The organism is Sphingomonas sp. SP3, from assembly GCF_058514305.1.
On record NZ_JBZSOE010000001.1, the window covers coordinates 1,146,115 to 1,165,391 of the forward strand.

A 19,277-nucleotide genomic window follows, 5' to 3' on the forward strand; every position below is an offset into this window, starting at 1 on the left:
GGGCTCAGCACTAACGGAAAAGTCATGTCCGACCGCACCCAGACCTATGCCAAAGTCATCGAGATGATCGAGCCATTCAACAAGAAGGGCGTCGCCGTCACGGAAGGCACGCGCTTCGCGCAGGACCTCGAGTGGGACAGCCTGACCGTCCTCGATTTCGTGGCCAACGTCGAAGACGAGTTCGACGTCATCATCACCATGAACATGCAGGCGGAAATCGAGACCGTCGGCCAGCTGGTCGATGCGCTTGAAGGGCTTACCGCAAGCCGTGGCTGACCTCTTCTCCAAGTTCGACGACGTCATCGCGCTCCGCCAGGGCCTGCTCGATAGCGGCCGGACCGACCCGTTCGGGCTGGTCATGGAAAAGGTCGAAAGCCCGACCGTCGCCATCTGTAACGGCAAGCGCACCATCTTGCTCGGCACCTACAACTATATGGGAATGACGTTTGACCCCGACGTCGTTGCCGCGGGTAAGAAGGCCCTCGACGAATTCGGGTCAGGCACGACCGGAAGCCGCGTGCTCAACGGCACTTATGTTGGCCATCGCGCAGTCGAGGATGCGCTCAAGGACTTTTACGGGATGGACCATGCGATGGTCTTCTCGACCGGATACCAGGCCAATCTCGGCGTCATCTCGACCATCGCCGGCAAGGATGACTACATCATCCTCGACATCGACAGCCACGCGTCAATCTACGACGGTTGTGCGCTCGGCAACGCCCAGATCGTGCCGTTCCGCCACAATGACGTCGAAGCACTCGATAAGCGCCTGAAGCGCCTGCCGCCCGAGGCCGGCAAGCTGGTCGTGCTCGAGGGCGTCTATTCGATGCTCGGGGATCTCGCCCCGCTCAAGGAAATGGTCGCGGTGTCGAAGGCGGCCGGTGCGATGGTGCTGGTCGACGAGGCCCATTCGATGGGCTTCATCGGCGAGCATGGGCGCGGCGTTGCCGAGGCGCAGGGCGTGATGGACGATGTCGACTTCATCATCGGCACCTTTTCGAAGTCGGTCGGCACCGTCGGCGGATTCTGCGTCTCGAACCATCCAAAGTTCGAGATTCTGCGTCTCGTCTGCCGCCCCTATGTGTTCACGGCTTCGCTTCCGCCCTCGGTGGTGGCCACTGCCACGACCTCGATCCGCAAGCTGATGAATTCGGCCGACAAGCGCGTCCACTTGTGGGAAAATTCGAAGCGCCTTCATGCAGGCCTTCGTCAGCTCGGCTTCCAGCTTGGCACCGATGAGCCGCAATCGGCGATCATCGCGGTGATCATGCCCGACCTCGAAACCGGCGCCGCGATGTGGGAAGCGCTCCTGAACGAGGGCCTTTACGTAAATCTTGCCCGGCCCCCAGCCACTCCGGCCAACATGACCCTGCTCAGGTGCTCGCTCTGTGCGCTGCACAGCGAGGACCAGGTAGGTGAGATTCTGGGCATGTTTGCGGCTGCTGGACGTGCCACAGGGTGCATCAATTAGGATAAGCTGCGGGAACCTTTGGCTTTCGCCAATTGGTTAACGCGTCTAAACTGACCGGATGATGCGGGAAGGGGACGAAGTACGCTTCGACTGGCGTCGTGGCGGCGCCGCGGCTGCGGGTCTCATTGCGGCCCTGGTCCTCGTCGTCATGGTCTTTCTCGTCGCGTTCGCCAACGGTGCGCGGGAACGGGCGCTGTCGGCAGAGCGCCACAGCTATGACGTCGCGCTCGTGGTCCGCAACGTCAGCTCCAACATGTCGAAAGCGGAAGCCGCGCTCGCCCGCTTCGTCCTCGACGAGGACCAGAAGACCAGCGGCGCGATCTATTCGAGCGACTGGGATCTCGCCGGCTACCAGATCCAGCAGCTGAAGAAGCTAATGCGCGGCAACGACGAGCAATTGCGCCGGGTCGCCGAGCTCGAGCAGCTCTACCGGAAGCGCGATGGTGAGCTTGCGCTGGCCGCCCGCGCCGCGATCGCCCGCCAGGACCAGAGCGGGATCAGCTATTTCTACCAGGCCGGTCAGTCGGGCACCGGCACCAAGCTCGACTATAAGCTGAACGAGATCATCGTGAGCGAACGCCAGTCGCTCCGCGCCAAGATCGAGCAGAGCCAGCTCTTCTCGGCCCAGGCCGACCGCTTCACCGATTATCTGAGCTGGCTCGGGGTGCTGGTCGGGGTCGGCGCGATCTTCCTCGGCGTGGTCGCGGTCCAGGCGCTTCGCCAGAACGCGGCCTCGCGGCGCCAGGCGGAGAATGAGTCCGAGCGCGCCGAAGTGCTCGAGCTTGCGGTGCGCGACCGCACGCAGGAGCTGTGGGAGGCCAACCAGGCGCTGAAGGCCGAAGCGGCCGAGCGCGAGGCGGCGGAAGCCCAGCTCCGCCAGGTCCAGAAGATGGAGGCGGTCGGCCAGCTCACGGGCGGCATAGCGCACGACTTCAACAACATGCTTGCGGTGGTGGTCGGCGGCATCGATCTCGCGCTGCGCCGCCTCAACGGCCCCCGCCGCGAGGTCATGACCCACCTCAACAACGCGATGGAAGGCGCGACCCGCGCCGCCGCGCTGACCCGTCGCTTGCTATCGTTCGCCCGCTCCGAACCGCTGATGCCCGAAGCAGTCGACAGCAATGAGCTGATCGGCGGCATGTCGGATCTGCTCGACCGCACGCTCGGCGAGCGGATCCGGGTCGAGATTGATCTCGCGGGCGACACCTGGCCCGCTTACGTCGATCCGCACCAGCTCGAGAATGCAATCGTGAACCTCGCCGTCAACGCGCGCGATGCGATGGAAGGCGAAGGCCTGATGCGCATCTCTACCGAGAATGTACATCTGACCGCCAACCAGGTCGGCGATGTCCGCCCCGGCGATTATGTGAAGGTCAGCGTGACCGACACCGGCTGCGGCATGACGCAGGAAGTCCTCGACCGCGCCTTCGAGCCGTTCTTCACGACCAAGCCCGTCGGCAAGGGCACCGGCCTTGGGCTTTCGCAGATCTTCGGCTTCGCTCACCAATCGGGCGGCGAGGTCGGGATCGAAAGCCAGCTCGGGCGCGGCACCACCGTATCCATTTACCTGCCGCGCACCGATGCCGCGGCGAACGTGCGCATGCACCCGACCGTTCAGCGCAGCGAGACCGCCGACGTTCATGTCGCGGGCGCGCGCATCCTGCTCGTCGAGGATGACCCGCGCGTGCGCACCGCGACTGTCGGCGCGCTCGAGGATCTCGATTACGAGCCCGTGGCCTGCGGCAGCGGCGCCGAAGCGATCGAGCAGTTCAAGGCGCAGGAATTCGATCTCGTCATCAGCGATGTGATTATGCCTGAGATGACCGGCCCAGAACTCATTCGTCACCTCAAGACCAGCCAGGACCGCGAGTTCGCCGTGCTGTTCGTCACCGGCTATGTCGGCGAAGACGAAAGCGATGCGCTTCGCAGTCACGAACTGTTGCGCAAGCCGTTCACCGTAGGCGCGCTTGCCAGCGCGGTCGCCGCGGCCCTGTCGCGCTCCGCTAGCGAACCGCCCCGCTCTTCAGCAGGCGGGGCAAGAGGGTAATCGCCGCAAGCAGCGGGTGCCGCTGCTGCCAGGGCTTCAGCTCGATGTTGGTGCCGGCGTGGCGGTTGATCTTCCACGCGATGTAATCCGCGCCGCCGGCAAACGTCGCGCTGGCCTTGGCCAGCCGAAGCACCGACAGTCCCTTCCCTTCAACGCGGCGCCACGCCCAGCTGCCCTTCGGCTTTAGTGCGTGGGCTGCCTTCAGTGCGGGACCCGCGAAGCGCTCGTAACGCTCTTGCTCCACGTCCAAGACCGATGATGCACGACCTTTTCGCTCGGCGCGCAGCTCCGCTGAGTAGGTCAGCGCGAACGCCCGCCGCCACAGGTCGAGCGGTGCTTCTTCCAGCCTCGGCCCAGCCGCCGCGAGCAAGGTCGGGGCGGCGCGGCTGACGGCCGCAATTGCCCGGTCGCGCGCAACCTTGCTTGCCGACCAAACGAGGCGCGAGGGCTGCGCGAACCGCGCCCACACCGATACGCTGCTCGTCTCGGGCCCGTTTAACCGGTCGAAATCCGCTTCACTCAGCACGGCATATTTGGCGGCGAGCCCGTCATGCTCGAAGTAAAAGACGTTGGGCGGGATGAGCCGGTTCGCGACCGCGAGCCAGCGCTTCTCATAGGCAGCGCGATAGTCGGACACGATCAGGTAGAAATCGAGCATCAGCCCGTCGAGCTGCTTCTGCCTGAGGCATGATCCATAAAACAGCACTGCCCTGCTTGCGTTGCCATGCTTGTTTGCGATCGCTTCCGCCATCGCGCTCACGTGCGGATCGACCGGCAGCGCCAACTCTTTGGCGACGAGCTTTTTGAGCTCGGACATGGGAATGCTTTTAGGCCGCCAGCTTGACGAACGACAGCGGCTGCGCGGGATGAAGATGAATCGGCCGCCCCCGCTCGGCGTAGAAGGTCTCGCCGTCCAGGATGATGTTCGAGCTGTCGCTCTCGATCGTAATTCCCTCGGCCTCTTCGAAATGGACACCGCTCACATTCGACTGACCGAGCTTGCCGCCAAGGTGAGCCCAAATCGCGCCAATCATCGACGACGGGCGCTGCTCGATCGCGAGCAGCTTGAGCAAGCCCGGGCGATGTTCGTCGAACGGGTTGGCGATCAGCAGTTTTTCGAGCGTGGTCACCGCCAGCAGCGAGAAGTGGCCGGTGAATGTACCGCCGTTTTCATGCACCGAGACCTGCAGCGGTTTTGGATCCGGCGGCAGGAAGCCGGCTTTGATGCCGAGGAACACCTTCATCAGGAAGGCAATTGCGGTGAGGACGTGGGCGAAGCCGTTCGGTAGGCCCAGCGGATAAATCTTGTCCCGGCAGTAAAGCATCGTGTCCGCCAGGCCGGCGCCGCCCAAGAACATCCCGATCACCGGCCTCTGTTGCCCATCGCCATGGCGGAGCGCGATCAGCTCGCGAGCCACGGTGTAGGGCTTGAGGTCGGTCCGGGCGAGTTCGATCAAGCGCTCGAGAGTCTCGATGGGATCGCTGCGAGCGCCAAGGTCGAGCGCGATGAGGTTGGTCTTGCCGCTCGGGAGAACCGCGACCGGCGGCGGCGCGTCGCCGAAGTGCCCACCATTGTGAAGCTCGGTCAGTGCCGCCTGGACGGTGCCGTCGCCGCCGTTGATCGCCAGCACCTTGGGCCGCACGCGAGCAATGACCTTCATCGCTTCGCCGATCTGGCTCGCATGCTCGACTTCGTAATGGAAGACGTCCGGATGCTCGGCGCAATATTCGCGGATGCGCGGCAGCTGCGCGATGTTGCCGGTCGACTTGGGGTTTGACAGCAAAGCGATGCGCGGCCGAAGCTGGTGCGGCCCGAACGGCTCGGCCGAGATCGGGCATACCTGCCCTTCCGGCACAGGCGGCTCGTTCGGATTGAGCAGTTTCGACATGAATCTATCGGGCGCTTCGCTATAGGGGCTTCGGGCGAACGGTCGCTCCCGGGCCCGGGTGCAATCGTCCGCTATGGGATTTCCGCTGCCTTTGCGGCCAAATGATGGTGCTCGGACGACCAAATTGATCACCAAGCTGACGCATCCCGGCCTGATTGACCGCTATCTCGCGAAGACGATCGCGGTGCCGTTGATCGGCAGCCTCGTCCTCGCCGCCATGCTGCTCGTCCTCGATAAGATGCTTCGCCTGTTTCAATATGTGGTCGATGCCGGGGGTCCGGTCAGCGTGGTGTGGCGGATGCTCGCCAACCTGCTGCCCGAATATCTCAGCCTCGGAATCCCGATTGGCCTGATGCTCGGCATCCTGCTCGCGTTCCGCAAACTCGCTTTGTCCTCGGAGCTCGACGCGCTTCGCGGCATCGGCATGAGTTACGGGCGCATGCTTCGCGTGCCGTTCGCTTATGCAATCCCGCTCGCGATCATCAATCTCGGCATCGTGGGCTACCTCGAGCCCTACACCCACTACCGCTACGAGGGATTGCGGTTCGACCTTAAGTCCGGTGCACTCGGCGCGGCGATCAAGGTCGGCGAGTTCAACAAGCTCGGCAAGCATCTGACGCTGCGCATCGACCGCAGCGAAAACAAGGGCACGATGCTTCACGGGATCTTCGTCCAGAACGAGGATAGCAAGGGAATGAATGTGGCGGCGACCGCGCAGCAGGGCCGCTTCCTCTCAACCGACGACCCCGACACCATACTTTTCCGGCTCGAAAAGGGCCGGCTGGTTCAGGATTCACCCAAGTTTCCGACGCCCCGGACCCTCGCCTTCGACGTTTATGACCTGCCGATCAGCCTGCCGGTGATCGACCAGTTCCGCAGCCGCGCGGTCAATGAGACTGACGAGCTCTACATGCATGAGCTGTGGAACCTCGGTTACGGCGGGCAAGCCCCCACGCACGCCCAGCGCATGGCGGCCGAAGCGCATTTCAACTTCCGCCTGGTCGAGGTGATGATGATGTTCATGCTGCCGTTCTTGGCGATCTCGCTGGCGGTCCCGCCCAAGCGAAGCTCATCGGCGCTCGGCATCTTCCTCGCGATCCTGATCGTGGTGGCCTATCACAAGGTCAATCAATATGCCGAGCAGGCGGGCGCGCGCGGCTCGATCGATCCGACCTTGGCCTTGTGGGTGCCATTGATCCTGCTCTCGGCGGCGGTGCTGTGGATGTATCACGTGCTGGCGCACAAGCCCGGCGGGCAGCCGATCGGAGCGCTTGAGCGCTTTGCGGCGAAGACCGCCAAGGCGGTTCGGTCGGCCATGCCCAAGCGCAATGAGCTGCCGGCATGATCAATCTCAAATTCTTCCCGTCGCGAAACCTCGCATTTTACATGGTGCGGCTGTTCCTGACGCGCAGCTTTGCGGTGCTTATCGCGCTGGTCCTGGTCCTGATGACGCTCGATCTTCTGGGCGAGTCCGGCAAAATTCTCGCGGTCCAAGGCAATGGGGATGCGGAACTGTGGCGCTACGTCGGGCTTCGCCTGCCTCTGCTCATCTCGCGCTTTCTGCCTTTCTCGGTGCTGCTCGGCACCTTGATCGCCTTCGTTGGGCTCAACCAGCACAGCGAGGTGGTGGCGATGAAGGCTGCTGGCCTGTCGGCCCACCAGATCCTTGCGCCGCTGATCCTCGCAAGCATCGGCATCGCCGCCGCATTGTTCGCCTTCAATGAAGGCGTCGTCGTAAAGTCAGCGCGCGTGGTGAATGCGTGGAGCGACAATGACTACAAGCCGATCCCGCCGCAAAGCGGGATCCTCGGCAACGTATGGATCCTCAACGGCGACGACGACCTTATCCGCGTCGGTATCGTTGCCGGCCAGGGGGCCCGGCTGACCGCGCAGGGCCTTACCATCTACGACCGCGCTGGCGGCGTGCTCCAGCGGGTGATCCAGGCCGACCGCGCCGTCCAGGACCCTGCGGGTCATGACTGGCTGCTGTCCAATGTGCGCATTTACAGCGCCGACATGAACGCGGTCCGGAACGTGCCGCAAATGCGCGGTTTGGCCGGGGTGACGCCTGCGCAGTTGACGCTCGCCAAGGTGAGCCCCGACGAGCTCGATTATTGGACATTGAAGAAGCGCATCGCCGAGCTCGAGGCCGCGGGGCGTCCGGCCGATGAAGCGCGCGCGGGCCTCGCGCACAAGATTTCGGGGCCGCTCTCGACCCTCCTCATGCCCTTGCTTGCGGCGATCGCGGCGTTCGGGCTTGCCCGTTCCGGACAGGTCTTGTTTCGCGCGGTCAGCGGCATGGCGCTGGGCTTCGCTTATTTCGTCGCCGATAATTTCAGCCTCGCAATGGGCAATGCCGGAGCCTACCCGCCGATGGTCGCCGCATGGGCGCCGTTCATCCTGTTCCTGCTGATCGGCGAAACCGTGCTCATCCGCACGGAGGAATAGAAAAGGGGCACCGCACCATGGCGCGGCGCCCCTCCTTATCTTGAGCGCTAGCCTACTCCGCGATCATCTCGTTTGATCCGCCGAACGCTTCGGGGAAGTCCTTGAACTTCGGTAACCCGTCGCGAACCGGCAGCACCTTTTCCTGATAATTCACGTGCAGTCCCGGCTGGAAGTCGAAACCGCGCAGCGTTTCGGAGTGGACGTCGACCATGTCGATCGTCGGATGGTTGATCAGCACCTGCCCGCCGCAGCTCGCGCAGTGCCGGCGATCCGAAAAGTCCGTTTTGCTATAGCCCTTCAGCTGGTCCTCGCCCTTCGTCACCTTGACGGCGTCCTTCGGCCATACGGTAAAGCCGCGGACCGGGGCGCCGGCCATGCTCCGGCATGACTCGCAGTGGCAATAGCCCTGCGCCGCCGGCTCGCCGGTAACCTCGACCTCAACGGCCCCACAAAAACACTGACCTTTCGCCATTTCATTACCTCCTTGCGTCGGGGACCGTTCTACGACGGCCTTGATACCCTGGTTTTAGGTGCGCGAGGAAGCGGTCGAAATGACCGTTCGGCCGGATTCGTTGACTGGAACGCCGCCCCACGTCCCCATTTGGGGGCTGCGGGGCGGCATCGGTTCAAAACAGAGGGGTAATCTCGACCCTCACACCTGTCCCGCAAGCGCTTCGGTCACGGCCTCGCGCGATTGCGCGTGCAACGCCCAGAAGTTCTTGACCCCGCGCCCAGCGAGCCGCTCCGCGAGCACGGTCAGATGCGAGTTCCAGCCGCTGCCGAAGTCCTGCGCGCCGGTGCCGCTGATGATCCCGCGATGGGTGATGACGAGCCGGCTCTTCTCGCCCAGCGGCGTCAGCTCATAGGTGACCGTTCCGTTCTTGCCCGACTGAAAGGTCGTTTCGAGGAGGCGCGGCGGATCGAACCGGATGACCTTCTCGGTCCACACCGTGCCTTTGAACTGGGCATAGCCCTCCGGATAATCGACGTCCTTGTCCTCGGAGAGGTTGTCGTGGTCGACCTTGAGGTCGAACTCACCGCCGGGCGTCGCATCGCTGCCGCCCATGAACCAGTCGCGCCGCAGGTTCGCTTCGGTCAGATAGCGCCACACGGTTTCGACCGGTGCATCGAGCGTCCGCTCGAGGCGAATGGTGTCGGGCGCGATCCGCTTCACGGGCACGAAGATTTCTGCTGCTGCTTCAGTCATTCTTCTTCTCCTTATCTCGTTGGATTGCCGCCTCGAGGCGATCGAGCCGGACGTTCCAGAATTTCTCCCATTGCCGGAGCCACCGCTCGGCTTCCTCGAGCGGCTTGGCTTCGAGCCGGCAGTAATGGATGCGGCCTTGCTTGCGCCGCGCGACGAGGCCCGCGCTCTCCAGCACCTTCACGTGCTTCGACGCGCCCGCCAGGCTCATGCTGTAGGGTTCGGCCAGCTCGCCCACCGAAGTCTCGCCAAGCGCGAGTTGCGCCAGCATGCCGCGCCGCGTTGGATCGGCCAGCGCGTGAAATACCGTATCGAGTCGATTATCAACCATGTGGTTTAATATCGACCGGTGCGCACTGATTGTCAACCGATCGGTTGAATTATTTTCTTGCCGCCTCGATCAGCATCAGCGGGTTGGGCTTGGGCTCGGCGATCCGCACCAGCCGGTTGACGTCCTTGTGGGTGAACGGCCCCTGCCCGCGCACCTCGAGCGTGGTTTCGGACACGTAGCTCCAGCTCCCGTCGGGATGGAACGTCACCGTCAGCTGGTAGCGATCGGTACGGAAAGCATGCTCGAGGAAGCCGGTCGAGCAAATGCCATATTCGGTCGATCCCCGCTCCGCGGTCACCACCAGCACATCATCGTCTGGCTTCGCCTTCCCGCCGGCGATCGCGACCTGGCCACGGGGGATCGACAGGGTCTGGATGATAAGGCCGGTCGCCGGCTCCCACAGCCAGTAACCGGTCTGGTCGTGGAAGGTGATTTCCTCTTCCGGCGTGTTGATATGGATGTGGTAGCGAAGCCCATAGAACAGCTGCGGCCCGTTGGGCTGCGGGTCGATCGGCTCCATCAGGATATGCTCGATATATTCGCGGCGCTCGGGGCCATCGGCCTTGGGGTTCAGGTCGACGCCGTCCGCCGACCGCCATCCGCCGGCGAGCCGCCGGAGCGGGCCGAGGTTCGCCAGCGTGTCGGGATCGACCTCGGCCGGCTCCGTAAAAATGTCTTCGGGATATGTCGCCATGCCGACCATGTAGGCGGCGGCGCTTCGGCTCGCTAGCGCAGCTTTACGATCTTCAGCCGGTCGGCCTTGGCGCGGTCCTTGATCGATTCCTCGCTGCGCACCAGCGCCTTGGAGATCGCTTTCAGCGACATGCCCTTCCCCGCCAGCTGGTGAAGCCGCTGGATCTCGTCCTGCCGCCACGGCTGGCGATGCCGTTCGAACCGTTCGCTCATGTCGTGCCCCCCTCACTCCGGCGTCATAGCACAGGTCACGAAATAGGGCCGCCCGGGGGCGATTGGGCGGCCCTTCCCTCAAACTGGCGATTGGATGACCGACCGGCTCAAAGCGTATTACTCAGAAGCCGAACACGGTTCCGTTGATAACGAGCTGGTCGAGATTGGCCTCGAATCCGGTGACGTGAATCACCGCGCCCGCGGCATCCGTGATCGACAAATCACCGTTGCCGTTGTTGACGACAGACACGCCGACATCGTTGATGTTGATCGTGTCGGCGGCGCCATCGCCGACTCCGTTCACGCCAAGATGGACCTCGAAGGTGGTAAGCCCGCTACCGGTCGGATTATTGACGTTGATCACGTCCGCGCCGCCGAGCGCGTTGAGCGTGACTTTCTCGACGCCGGTCATGTCCATGACGATATTTCCTTGGACGCGGGTGAACAGCAGGCCGTCGCCGCCCGCAGACAACGTGAAGCTCTCCGCTCCGGCCGTACCGTTGAACAGCATCTCGTCCGATCCCGCGCCGCCATCGACGTTGTCGCTGCCGTCGCCCGGATCCCAGATGAACACGTCGTTGCCGGCGCCGAGGAAAGCCGTGTCGAGCCCGCCATTGCCGTCGATCACGTCATTGCCGTCGCCGCCGAACAGAATGTCGGCGCCATTGCCGCCGTTGATCGTGTCGTTGCCCGCGCCGCCGTCGACAGTTAGCGAGATCAGACTGCCAAGGTCGCCGCTGGCGCTGAACGTATCGTTCCCGCCGGCCAGGTTGACGACCAGCTTCTCGCTTGTGCCGATGTCGATCGAGAATGGCCCGGGGCTTGTCCGCTCGAGGTCGACGCGCCCGTTGACTGCGGCGACCGTGTAGACTTCGTCGACTCCGCCGCCGTTGACGACTGCGGTGTCGATGCCATCGCCGCCTTCGAACACGTCGGACCCATCGCCGGGGTTCCAGATCAAAGTGTCGTCGCCGGCTTCACCGAAGAAGTGGTCGACGCCAGCGCCGCCGGTGATCGTGTCGTTCCCGTCTCCGCCAAACAGCGAGTCATCGCCCGTACCGCCGAACAAGCTGTCGTCGCCGTTGGAGCCGTGGATCGTGTCGTTGCCGGCCCCGCCGTCGACGGTCAGCCTGACGAGGTTTGCAAGGTCGCCGCTGGCCGAGAAGTTGTCGTTGCCGTCGCCGAGGTTGGCGACGAGCTTCTCGGTCGTGCCGATGTCGATCGAGAACGGGCTTGCGCCAAGACGCTCGAAGTCGAGGCGGCCGTTGTTGGCGGCAAGCGTGAAACTCTCGTCGACCGCGCCGCCGTTGACGATCGCGGTGTCCAGACCCGCGCCACCTTCGAACACATCAGAACCGTCGCCCGGATTCCAGATCAGCTGGTCGTCGCCCGCGCCCCCGAGCAACTGGTCGGTGCCGGCGCCGCCGATCAGCACGTCGTTGCCGTTGCCGCCGGTCAGCAGGTTCGCGCCCGCGCCGCCGGTCAACGTATCGTTGCCATTATCGCCGGACAGCGTGTCGTTGCCGCTGCCGCCGGTCAGGATATCGTCGCCGTTGCCGCCGAACAAATGCGCCGCCGGGAGTGGCCCGTTGGTTTCGTCGAGCCTGATCGTGTCGTTGCCGTTGCCGCCATGCGCTTCGATCAGCGAGGTGTTGTCGAGGGCCGGGGTGCCGCCGCGAATGATGGTCGCGCCGCCGTCGGCGAGAATATGACCGTCCGTATCGCGGCCGATGACGAGGCTCTCGTTACCCACGCCTCCGCTGAACGAAAGCAATTTGGCACGCGCGAGAAATTTCGCACTGAAGCTCATTTTTCAAATCTCCGTGTTCCGGCCCCGAGGGGGGTAGTGCACGGGCGATGGAAATGAGTTCAGTTTAAAAACTCATCCGGCTTTCGGATTTGCTGAAATCTACTGGCTGCTCAAACGCTTGAAGCGATAGCGTCCGTTGACCGGCGACGCGCGATAGCTGTCGCCCGAGGTGCAGGTGACCTTGAACATCTTGCCCAGAATCTGGCTGGTCGAAGCGACCGATCCGCAGCGGTAGCCGATCCGGGCAATGGTTCGCGCAATCGCCGCGTGCGACAGCGGCATGCTGGCCTGCGTCGTTTCTGCCGGCGCGTCGGTCAGCGCAGGCGCAGCTTCCACCGCCTGCGCCGCAGCGATTTCTTCGAACGGGCCGGTCGGCGCTTGGCGATGGACTGCAACCTGCTCAGCGACTCTGGGTTCGGTGGGTGCCGTCTTCCGAGCGACCGAGCGCGGTCTCGGTTGCGGCGTGAAAGCGATCGCCGGCGTGCTCGTCGGATCGGCCTCAGGATCCGATTGGGCGGCCGCAATTGGTTTCGCCTTTGCGCCCGGGACGGGCACGGTCACCGCCGTACCGGCGCCATCTTCAGCGTCATTGCCTGCCTGAACCCCGGCCCAGGCGCCGAACAGCGCGACAGCAGCGATGACAAGGCTCCCTGCGACCGCGGGTCGGCGCCAATCGAATCCCTGTTCCTCGATATCGGCTTCGGTGATTTCCGGCATGGGGCGGCGGAGCCGCACCGTGGGTGCAGGCTCCGCCAGGGGGGAAGGATCGGGTCGGCGCAGCGATGCAGCAATGAAGGACGCTGTCCGCACCTCGTCCTTGGGCTCTTCGCGCGGCGGCAGCGGGTCCGCCTTGGGCTCCGCCGGCGCGGTGACGAAATGGGCGGAGCTGCGGAAGCTTACCGCGGTCGGCGTGACGACCGGTGGCGGCGGCTGGTTGACGCCGATCGACTGGTCATACGCCTTGCGCCGCACGGGGTCGCGAAGCGCCTCATAGGCGATGCTGACTTCGGCGAGCGCACCGAACGCCCGCGTCCGCGATAGGAGAATCTCTCGGCCGAACGCGGCGCCGATCTCGGCCATGGTCGCGCTCGGGGTGAGCCCCAGAACGTCATAATGGTTGCGCCGCGCAGTGACTGCCGTGGCCATTCTCTTATCCCCCACGCCGCGTGCCCGCACACGCGACTCCTAAGCCACGGAGGCTCCACTTCTTTTCGTCCTAGTTCCAGCCGCTTCGCCGCAGGATTCAGCCGACTGGTCGGCAACGCGGAGCGGACAAATGCTTAGTTAACGGGCGGCGAAGGTTCAGCCGGCCCGATCGCTCGAAAATTGCAGGACGTTCGTGGCAGCGTCGCTATCGAGGAGCTTGGCGACCCGCTCGGCAAGGTCGGCCTGGCGGAACGGCTTGGCCAATCTCGGCAGCGCCGCTCCAGGCCCTTCGGCGATCGTCGAATAGCCAGTAATCAACAGCGCCTTCATGGCAGGCGCCAAGACTTTCGCCTGCTCGACGAGTTCGACTCCGTTCATGCCCGGCATCAAATAATCCGTAACCAGCAGGTCGGGGACATCGCCCGAGCGCAGGATCCTTAGCGCCTCAGCACCGGATGTTGCCTCAATCACTTCGTAGCCAAGGTCGGATAAGATCTCACACGTGCCGGTGCGGACCAATTCCTCATCGTCCACCAGCAGGATCGTCGCGTGCCGGCGGGCCACGATCAGGGCAGGCGGTTCAGTATCTTCTGCGGCAACCGCCTCGGTCGCTACCGGTAGCCATATCTCGGCCCTCGTTCCGGATCCGGGCGCACTGCTGATGTCGAGCATTCCGCCGAGCTGAGCGGCAAGGCCGTGAACCATCGACAGGCCCAGGCCGGTGCCCTTGCCAACGCCCTTGGTCGAAAAGAACGGTTCGACCGCCCGCTCTAGGGTTTGACGGTCCATCCCCGTACCGGTGTCCTCGACGACGATGCAGACATACTCGCCGGGCTCGATCCTTCCGCGCTCAGTGGTAGTGCACGGATGAGCCTTGATCTTCAGCTTGCCCCCGCGCGGCATTGCGTCGCGTGCGTTGATGGCGAGGTTGAGGATCGCGAGCTCTAGCTGGTTAGGATCGACCTTCGCCGCCGGGAGGTCGTCGGGATGCGAGATTTCGACGTCGATCGACGGATCGAGTGAACGACGAATGAGGTCGGTCATGCCGTCCAGCAGTGAGGAGATATTGACCGCTCGTGGCCGGAGGTCCTGGCGCCGGGCGAAGGCAAGGAGACGTTGCACCAGGGTTGAGGCACGGCTCGCTGCCTGCAGCGCGGCATCGATCAACCGGTGCGACTTGTCGTCGGGCGAAAGTCGCCTGCGGATCAGGTCCAGATTGCCGATCACCGGGGTCAGCAGATTATTGAAGTCGTGCGCAACTCCGCCCGTCAGTTGGCCCAGCGTTTCGAGCTTCTGCGCCTCGTGCAGCTTGGCCAGTGCAAGCTCATGCTCGCGGGTCCGCTCGTCAACGCGCGCCTCGAGCGTCTCGTTGGCTGTACGGAGCTGGTCTTCCCTTTCCTGTAGCTCCTTGAGCCGCGCCCGCGCGTCATATTGCCTCCGCCGGGCGCGAAGCGCCGCCCGCGCTAGGCTGACTAGGGTGGTGGGATGAAATGGCCGCTCAAGGAAAGTGACGTTGCCAAGCGCGTCGAGGAAACGCCCGGCCTCGGGATTGCGCTCGAGCCCGCCGCCGCGATGGGTCAGCAGCACGAACGGCAAATCCGACCATTCCGGCTGACCGTCGATCCAGCTCGCAACTGACCGCAGGTCGCGGCCGGCCAATGCTTCTTCGGTAACCAGCACGAAACCGACCTCGTGGGTCAGTTCCTCGGCCAGGCAATCGAGGTCGGGGCAGATGAGCGCCGAGATCGCCGATTCCTTGAGCATGCCGGCCGCAATGGCCGCATCTCTGCCAACCGGCGCCAGGATAAGCGCCATCTCGGACCCTTTAGGGGCCGTCACCTGCTTTTCGCCTCCATCAGCGCCTCGTCGATCCCGATCATCTCAGGAACGCCGCGAAGTACGCCCTGGAAGTTTGTAAGCGGTTCTCCGAGGGTGATTCCATTCTCCCCGATCCGATACTCGCGGATCGTGTCTTCGTGCGCGCTGGTCCGCTTCTTGATGACAGAAATCGCGCGGCGGACTCGGCCCATCGCTTCGAAGTAGCGGAGCAGGATCACGGTGTCGGCAAGATAGGTTACATCGACTGGAGCCTTCATGTCGCCGACCAGCCCATGCTGGGCGACGGTCAGGAAGGTGCTCGCGCCCTGCCGGTTCAGGAACTGCAGAAGCTCGTGCATGTGCAGGATCAGCTGCTTCTCCTCGGGCATCGCGGCCTGATAGCCGTTGAGGCTGTCGATGATGACGGTCCTCGCCTGATGATCCTCGACGCACTTGCGGACCCGTTGCGCGAATTCGCCCGGCGCGAGTTCCGCGGCATCGATTTGCTCAATGATCAGGTCGCCCCTTTCGGCGAGCCCGGCGAGATCGAAACCGAGGCCCTTCGCGCGCTCGAACAATAGGCCGAGATCTTCGTCGAACACGAACATTGCCGCCTTCTCGCCGCGTGAGATCGCTTGAATCGCGAACGACAGCGTGAGCAGCGACTTGCCGGTGCCGGCCGGGCCGAGCACCAACGTGCTCGATCCGCGCTCGACGCCGCCCCCAAGCAGGGTGTTGAGCTCGGCAGAGTGCGACTTAAGCGTTTCGCGCTCGAAGTCGGTCTTATGCTCGCCGGAAACCAGTCGCGGAAAAACCTCCACGCCGCCGGTCTTGATGATCATGTCGTGATAGCCGCCGCGGAAGTTCTGCCCACGATATTTGATTACGCGCATCCGCCGCCGGTCCGACCCGTAATCGGGCGCCAGTTCTTCCAGCCTGAGCACGCCGTGAGCGACGCTGTGCACAGTCTTGTCGTGGCTGTCGCTGGTCAGGTCGTCGAGCATGATGACCGTAGCGCCGTTGCGCGCGAAGTAATGCTTAAGTGCGAGAACCTGCCGCCGGTACCGCAACGAACTCTGCGCCAGCAGACGGATCTCGGACAGGCTATCGACGATGATGCGCTGCGGCTTGGCCTCTTCGATCGCCTCGAAGATCCGCTTGGTCGTTTCGCCCAGCTCCAGGTCGGAGGAATAGAGCAGGCTTTGCTGCTGATCTTCGTCGAGCAGGCTCTCTGGCGGCATCAGCTCGAACACCGAAATCGGCTTTTCCAATTCCCAGCCGTGCGACCGTGCGCTCTCGCGCAGCTCCTCCTCCGTCTCGGACAAGGTGATGTAGAGCCCGCGTTCACCGGCTTCTACGCCCGCCCGCAGGAATTGGGTCGCGATCGTCGTCTTGCCCGTGCCCGGGCTGCCTTCGATCAAATAGACGCGCCCGCGCTGCAGGCCGCCCGCTAATATGTCATCGAGGCCCGGGACGCCGGTCCCTGCCTTTTCGGGTTTGTCCATCGTTCCGTCCGTTTCATTCCGGGCGGCAGAACCGCCCTATTTCGGTTTGAGGATGGCAACGTTGAACTGTCGAAACGGTTGCAACTCGGAGCGCGGTCGCGCCTAACGTTCATGATGCTCGAATCGATCTTCAAGGCCGCGTTTCGCCTGCTCGTCCCGCTGGGCATTTTGATCAGCGTCCCGGCCGCCGCATCGCACCTCGTGACCGGCAACGGACACGGTTTTGCCGTCGTTGCACCCGAGCGCGGGATCGCCACCAGCTTCCTCTCCCATCCGCACAGTTACATGCGGCCCGACCCGGCCAATTCGCTTGGCGAGGGGATCGAGACTCCGAACTTCATCAAGGTGCTCGCTTTCGCGCCCGCCGGCCCGATCAGCGCCAACTATGTCGCGGACTCGCAGGTGATCCGAGCGCGCAGCGGCAAGACGACCGCGACCTTCTTCATGCCGTTCGGGCTCGAGCGTCCGGCGCTGATCATCGACACCAGTGCAAGCTGGCGCGTCGCGTGGACCAAGCCGATCCGGTCGCGCCGTTCAATCGGTGATGCGACGCTCCTGCGCTTCGCCGGCATCGACGAGCCTTTGCTGCTCGTGCCACTCTCTCCCGTTCGCAAAGGCTCAGCAGCGCAGCCGCTCGCCGGTAGCCGTGCCTGGGCGCTGATCGCGCTCGACCGCGCCGCCGATGCCCGCGCCGCGCTTCGCGATCTCGCGACGTGGCGCGCCGGTCTTTCGCCGGATGCGCTAACCGCCCGCGAACTCGCGCGGTTCGAGCGCTGGCGGGTCCCGCCGTCCGTCAAATTCGCCTCGCCGCAGGAACGCCACTTGTGGCGGCAGAGCGAAACCATGCTGCGCATCGCCCAGAGCCGCGAACCCAACCGTCCCGGGCGCTACGGAAATGGCCTGATCGTCGCCGCCCTGCCCGACGTCTACTCCACGCCGTGGGTACGGGACATGGCTTGGGCCACCGTCGCGCTCGCCCGCATGGGCCACCAGGCCGAGGCGCGCGCCGCGCTGCTCGCTTATTTCAACGCCCGCCCGACCGGCAAAATGCGGCGTGAGGTGAGGAACGTCGACTATCAGGTCTCGGTCGTCCGCTACTGGGGCGACGGGTCGGAGGAGCCCTTCTTCACCCAGGAGGGCGCGACCAACATCGAATATGACAATTGGGGCGAGGTCCTGTGGGCGGTCGGGCAATATCTGAAGCGCTACGACGACCCTGCTTTGCTTCGCGCCGCGACTTACCGTGGTCCCCTCTACGACAGTGCGCGCGACTTCATCGTCGCCCCCCTCCTAGCCAACAGCGAGCCTTATGGCGGCGGGCGGATCATGGCTGCCGACACCTCGATCTGGGAAGAGCATCAGCCCGACGCCAAGCATTTCGCATTCTCGACCGCGATGGCGATCATGGGCCTGCAAGCCTTCGCCGACTTCGCCGCCAAGGCCGGCGACCAACCCGCCCGCGCCGAAGCGCTCGCCGACGCCGCCGCCTTCCAAAAGGGCTTCGACGCCGCCTTCATCCGCGACGGCAAGCTGCGCGGCACGCTCGAACCGTTTGAAAAGAACGACATCGACGGCGCGCTGCTGCCGATCATCAATTTCGGGCTGGTTCGCGACCCCGCCGTGATCCGCGATACGGTCGAACGCATGGAAAAGCTAAAGGTCGTCTCGGGCGGCTACCGGCGCGTCACCAGCAACTACACCGACCCCAAGATCTTCGAATATTGGTACGAGCGGCAGGAATTCCTGTTCGTCGACTTCGCATTGTCGGAGCTCAACAGCCGCCTCGGCCGCACGGCTACCGCCGACGCGATGCTCGCCCGGATCGTCGCGAAGTCGGCAGCCGATCACAACATCATCCCGGAAATGTATGTCGCGCTGCCGTGCGAATTATTCCCCGGCGCGATCGGCGACCCGACCGGCGCCATCCCGATGGTCGGCTACGGCCCTAGTGCCTTCATCCTGACCCTGCTCGAGCGCTAGCGCTCTATTCGAGGAAACTCCTGACGAACGAGCTGGCCGGCGCCCGGCGGATTTCCTGCGGCGCGGCGAATTGTTCGATCTGCCCGCGGTTGAGGATCGCCACCCGGTCGGCCAGCGCGAACGCTTCTTCCTGGTCGTGAGTGACGAAGATCGAGGTCAGCCCAAGCTCGTCGTGGATGGCCCGAAGTGCGACGCGAAGCTCGCGGCGCACCTTCGCGTCGAGCGCCCCGAATGGCTCGTCGAGCAGCAACAGGCGCGGGTTGCGTGCGAGCGCGCGGGCAAGCGCGACGCGCTGGCGCTGGCCGCCTGATAACTGGCTCGGGTAGCGCGCCCCCAGCCCCGGCAACTGCACCAGCTCGAGCAGCTCATTCACGCGGGCGTCGATCGCTTGCCGTGCCGGCCGCGCACTGCCGCGCATGACCTCCAGCCCGAACGCGATGTTCTTCGCCACCGTCATGTGACCAAACAAGGCATAATGCTGGAATACGAACCCGATCCCGCGCGATGCCGGCTTGTCGCCGGTGACGTCGCGATTGCCGAACAGGATCTTGCCCCGTTCGGGCACTTCCAGCCCGGCGATGATCCGCAGCAGGGTGGTCTTGCCGGACCCCGAAGGTCCAAGCAGCGCGACGAACTCGCCATCGCGGATCGTCAGTGAAACGTCATTCAGCGCCGGATAGGCGGAGAAGCTTTTCGAAACGTGCTCGACCTTGACCGACATG

The 19,277-nt window shown here is 64.1% G+C and carries 18 protein-coding genes; 6 read left to right on the forward strand and 12 right to left on the reverse strand.

Annotation, left to right across the window (positions count from 1 at the left end):
- The first annotated feature begins 24 nt into the window (after nt 1–24).
- From AC4K8G_RS06030 to AC4K8G_RS06040, 3 genes are read left to right on the forward strand one after another with little or no spacing between them, the layout of a single operon-like run.
- Nucleotides 25–276 (forward strand): acyl carrier protein, encoded by a 252-nt coding sequence (locus AC4K8G_RS06030; protein WP_491733260.1) that lies wholly within the window; start codon nt 25–27, stop codon nt 274–276.
- Nucleotides 242–1,471 (forward strand): serine palmitoyltransferase, encoded by a 1,230-nt coding sequence (gene spt, locus AC4K8G_RS06035; protein ID WP_491733261.1) that lies wholly within the window; start codon nt 242–244, stop codon nt 1,469–1,471. The genes AC4K8G_RS06030 and spt overlap by 35 nt, the downstream gene beginning before the upstream one ends.
- Nucleotides 1,472–1,529: 58 nt before the next feature.
- Nucleotides 1,530–3,518 (forward strand): ATP-binding protein, encoded by a 1,989-nt coding sequence (locus AC4K8G_RS06040; RefSeq protein WP_491733262.1) that lies wholly within the window; start codon nt 1,530–1,532, stop codon nt 3,516–3,518.
- Here the strand turns inward: AC4K8G_RS06040 and AC4K8G_RS06045 are convergent.
- Both AC4K8G_RS06045 and AC4K8G_RS06050 read right to left on the reverse strand, forming a co-directional pair.
- On the reverse strand, nt 3,475–4,335 hold the full coding sequence (locus tag AC4K8G_RS06045) for a hypothetical protein (protein ID WP_491733263.1): 861 nt from the start codon (nt 4,333–4,335) through the stop codon (nt 3,475–3,477). The two genes, AC4K8G_RS06040 and AC4K8G_RS06045, sit on opposite strands and share 44 nt — an antisense overlap.
- Before the next feature lie 10 nt (nt 4,336–4,345).
- Nucleotides 4,346–5,407, reverse strand: a complete 1,062-nt coding sequence (locus AC4K8G_RS06050; RefSeq protein ID WP_491733264.1) for a diacylglycerol/lipid kinase family protein — start codon at nt 5,405–5,407, stop codon at nt 4,346–4,348.
- Nucleotides 5,408–5,531: 124 nt separating this feature from the next.
- Between AC4K8G_RS06050 and lptF the strand changes: the two genes are divergently transcribed.
- A complete protein-coding gene (gene lptF / locus AC4K8G_RS06055; RefSeq protein ID WP_491733265.1) occupies nt 5,532–6,752 on the forward strand; it encodes an LPS export ABC transporter permease LptF in 1,221 nt (406 codons plus the stop codon).
- Nucleotides 6,749–7,855: an LPS export ABC transporter permease LptG gene (lptG, locus tag AC4K8G_RS06060; protein ID WP_491733266.1), complete on the forward strand. Its 1,107-nt coding sequence runs from the start codon at nt 6,749–6,751 to the stop codon at nt 7,853–7,855. The genes lptF and lptG overlap by 4 nt, the downstream gene beginning before the upstream one ends.
- 52 nt (nt 7,856–7,907) lie before the next feature.
- On the opposite strand, the gene AC4K8G_RS06065 is transcribed toward lptG, so the two are convergent.
- From AC4K8G_RS06065 to AC4K8G_RS06105, 9 genes are all read right to left on the reverse strand, one after another.
- Nucleotides 7,908–8,327 carry a GFA family protein gene (locus AC4K8G_RS06065; RefSeq protein WP_491733267.1) on the reverse strand — a complete coding sequence of 140 codons (420 nt, stop codon included), beginning with the start codon at nt 8,325–8,327 and terminating at the stop codon, nt 7,908–7,910.
- Between the two features lie 180 nt (nt 8,328–8,507).
- Entirely contained in the window at nt 8,508–9,062 is a 555-nt protein-coding gene (locus tag AC4K8G_RS06070) for an SRPBCC family protein (protein ID WP_491733268.1), read from the reverse strand.
- Nucleotides 9,055–9,390: an ArsR/SmtB family transcription factor gene (locus tag AC4K8G_RS06075; RefSeq protein WP_491733269.1), complete on the reverse strand. Its 336-nt coding sequence runs from the start codon at nt 9,388–9,390 to the stop codon at nt 9,055–9,057. Before AC4K8G_RS06075 ends, AC4K8G_RS06070 begins: the two co-directional genes overlap by 8 nt.
- 49 nt (nt 9,391–9,439) lie before the next feature.
- Nucleotides 9,440–10,084, reverse strand: a complete 645-nt coding sequence (locus AC4K8G_RS06080) for an FABP family protein (protein WP_491733270.1) — start codon at nt 10,082–10,084, stop codon at nt 9,440–9,442.
- A gap of 32 nt (nt 10,085–10,116) precedes the next feature.
- The gene (locus tag AC4K8G_RS06085) at nt 10,117–10,296 is read right to left on the reverse strand and encodes a hypothetical protein (RefSeq protein ID WP_491733271.1); all 180 of its coding nucleotides are present in this window, start codon (nt 10,294–10,296) and stop codon (nt 10,117–10,119) included.
- 121 nt (nt 10,297–10,417) lie between these two features.
- Nucleotides 10,418–12,106 carry a hypothetical protein gene (locus AC4K8G_RS06090; protein WP_491733272.1) on the reverse strand — a complete coding sequence of 563 codons (1,689 nt, stop codon included), beginning with the start codon at nt 12,104–12,106 and terminating at the stop codon, nt 10,418–10,420.
- Nucleotides 12,107–12,205: 99 nt separating this feature from the next.
- A complete protein-coding gene (locus tag AC4K8G_RS06095) occupies nt 12,206–13,252 on the reverse strand; it encodes a J domain-containing protein (RefSeq protein ID WP_491733273.1) in 1,047 nt (348 codons plus the stop codon).
- A gap of 156 nt (nt 13,253–13,408) precedes the next feature.
- Nucleotides 13,409–15,067, reverse strand: a complete 1,659-nt coding sequence (locus AC4K8G_RS06100; protein ID WP_491733274.1) for an ATP-binding protein — start codon at nt 15,065–15,067, stop codon at nt 13,409–13,411.
- A gap of 20 nt (nt 15,068–15,087) precedes the next feature.
- A complete protein-coding gene (locus tag AC4K8G_RS06105) occupies nt 15,088–16,575 on the reverse strand; it encodes an ATPase domain-containing protein (protein WP_491733275.1) in 1,488 nt (495 codons plus the stop codon).
- Nucleotides 16,576–16,686: 111 nt separating this feature from the next.
- Between AC4K8G_RS06105 and AC4K8G_RS06110 the strand changes: the two genes are divergently transcribed.
- Nucleotides 16,687–18,555, forward strand: a complete 1,869-nt coding sequence (locus AC4K8G_RS06110) for a glycoside hydrolase family 15 protein (protein ID WP_491733276.1) — start codon at nt 16,687–16,689, stop codon at nt 18,553–18,555.
- Nucleotides 18,556–18,559: 4 nt separating this feature from the next.
- Here the strand turns inward: AC4K8G_RS06110 and AC4K8G_RS06115 are convergent, their stop codons facing one another.
- Nucleotides 18,560–19,276 carry a sulfate/molybdate ABC transporter ATP-binding protein gene (locus AC4K8G_RS06115; protein WP_491733277.1) on the reverse strand — a complete coding sequence of 239 codons (717 nt, stop codon included), beginning with the start codon at nt 19,274–19,276 and terminating at the stop codon, nt 18,560–18,562.
- Nucleotide 19,277: the final 1 nt, after the last annotated feature.

Bases quoted from the DNA above. Each gene is read 5' to 3' on its own strand.
- spt (WP_491733261.1), top strand. From the start codon at position 242: ATGCGCTTGAAGGGCTTACCGCAAGCCGTGGCTGACCTCTTCTCCAAG.
- AC4K8G_RS06110 (WP_491733276.1), top strand. From the start codon at position 16,687: ATGATGCTCGAATCGATCTTCAAGGCCGCGTTTCGCCTGCTCGTCCCG.
- lptG (WP_491733266.1), top strand. From the start codon at position 6,749: ATGATCAATCTCAAATTCTTCCCGTCGCGAAACCTCGCATTTTACATG.
- AC4K8G_RS06085 (WP_491733271.1), bottom strand. From the start codon at position 10,296: ATGAGCGAACGGTTCGAACGGCATCGCCAGCCGTGGCGGCAGGACGAG.
- AC4K8G_RS06075 (WP_491733269.1), bottom strand. From the start codon at position 9,390: ATGGTTGATAATCGACTCGATACGGTATTTCACGCGCTGGCCGATCCA.
- AC4K8G_RS06115 (WP_491733277.1), bottom strand. From the start codon at position 19,276: ATGTCGGTCAAGGTCGAGCACGTTTCGAAAAGCTTCTCCGCCTATCCG.
- AC4K8G_RS06095 (WP_491733273.1), bottom strand. From the start codon at position 13,252: ATGGCCACGGCAGTCACTGCGCGGCGCAACCATTATGACGTTCTGGGG.
- AC4K8G_RS06105 (WP_491733275.1), bottom strand. From the start codon at position 16,575: ATGGACAAACCCGAAAAGGCAGGGACCGGCGTCCCGGGCCTCGATGAC.
- AC4K8G_RS06100 (WP_491733274.1), bottom strand. From the start codon at position 15,067: ATGGCGCTTATCCTGGCGCCGGTTGGCAGAGATGCGGCCATTGCGGCC.
- AC4K8G_RS06065 (WP_491733267.1), bottom strand. From the start codon at position 8,327: ATGGCGAAAGGTCAGTGTTTTTGTGGGGCCGTTGAGGTCGAGGTTACC.
- AC4K8G_RS06080 (WP_491733270.1), bottom strand. From the start codon at position 10,084: ATGGCGACATATCCCGAAGACATTTTTACGGAGCCGGCCGAGGTCGAT.
- AC4K8G_RS06090 (WP_491733272.1), bottom strand. From the start codon at position 12,106: ATGAGCTTCAGTGCGAAATTTCTCGCGCGTGCCAAATTGCTTTCGTTC.
- AC4K8G_RS06050 (WP_491733264.1), bottom strand. From the start codon at position 5,407: ATGTCGAAACTGCTCAATCCGAACGAGCCGCCTGTGCCGGAAGGGCAG.
- AC4K8G_RS06070 (WP_491733268.1), bottom strand. From the start codon at position 9,062: ATGACTGAAGCAGCAGCAGAAATCTTCGTGCCCGTGAAGCGGATCGCG.
- AC4K8G_RS06040 (WP_491733262.1), top strand. From the start codon at position 1,530: ATGATGCGGGAAGGGGACGAAGTACGCTTCGACTGGCGTCGTGGCGGC.
- AC4K8G_RS06030 (WP_491733260.1), top strand. From the start codon at position 25: ATGTCCGACCGCACCCAGACCTATGCCAAAGTCATCGAGATGATCGAG.
- AC4K8G_RS06045 (WP_491733263.1), bottom strand. From the start codon at position 4,335: ATGTCCGAGCTCAAAAAGCTCGTCGCCAAAGAGTTGGCGCTGCCGGTC.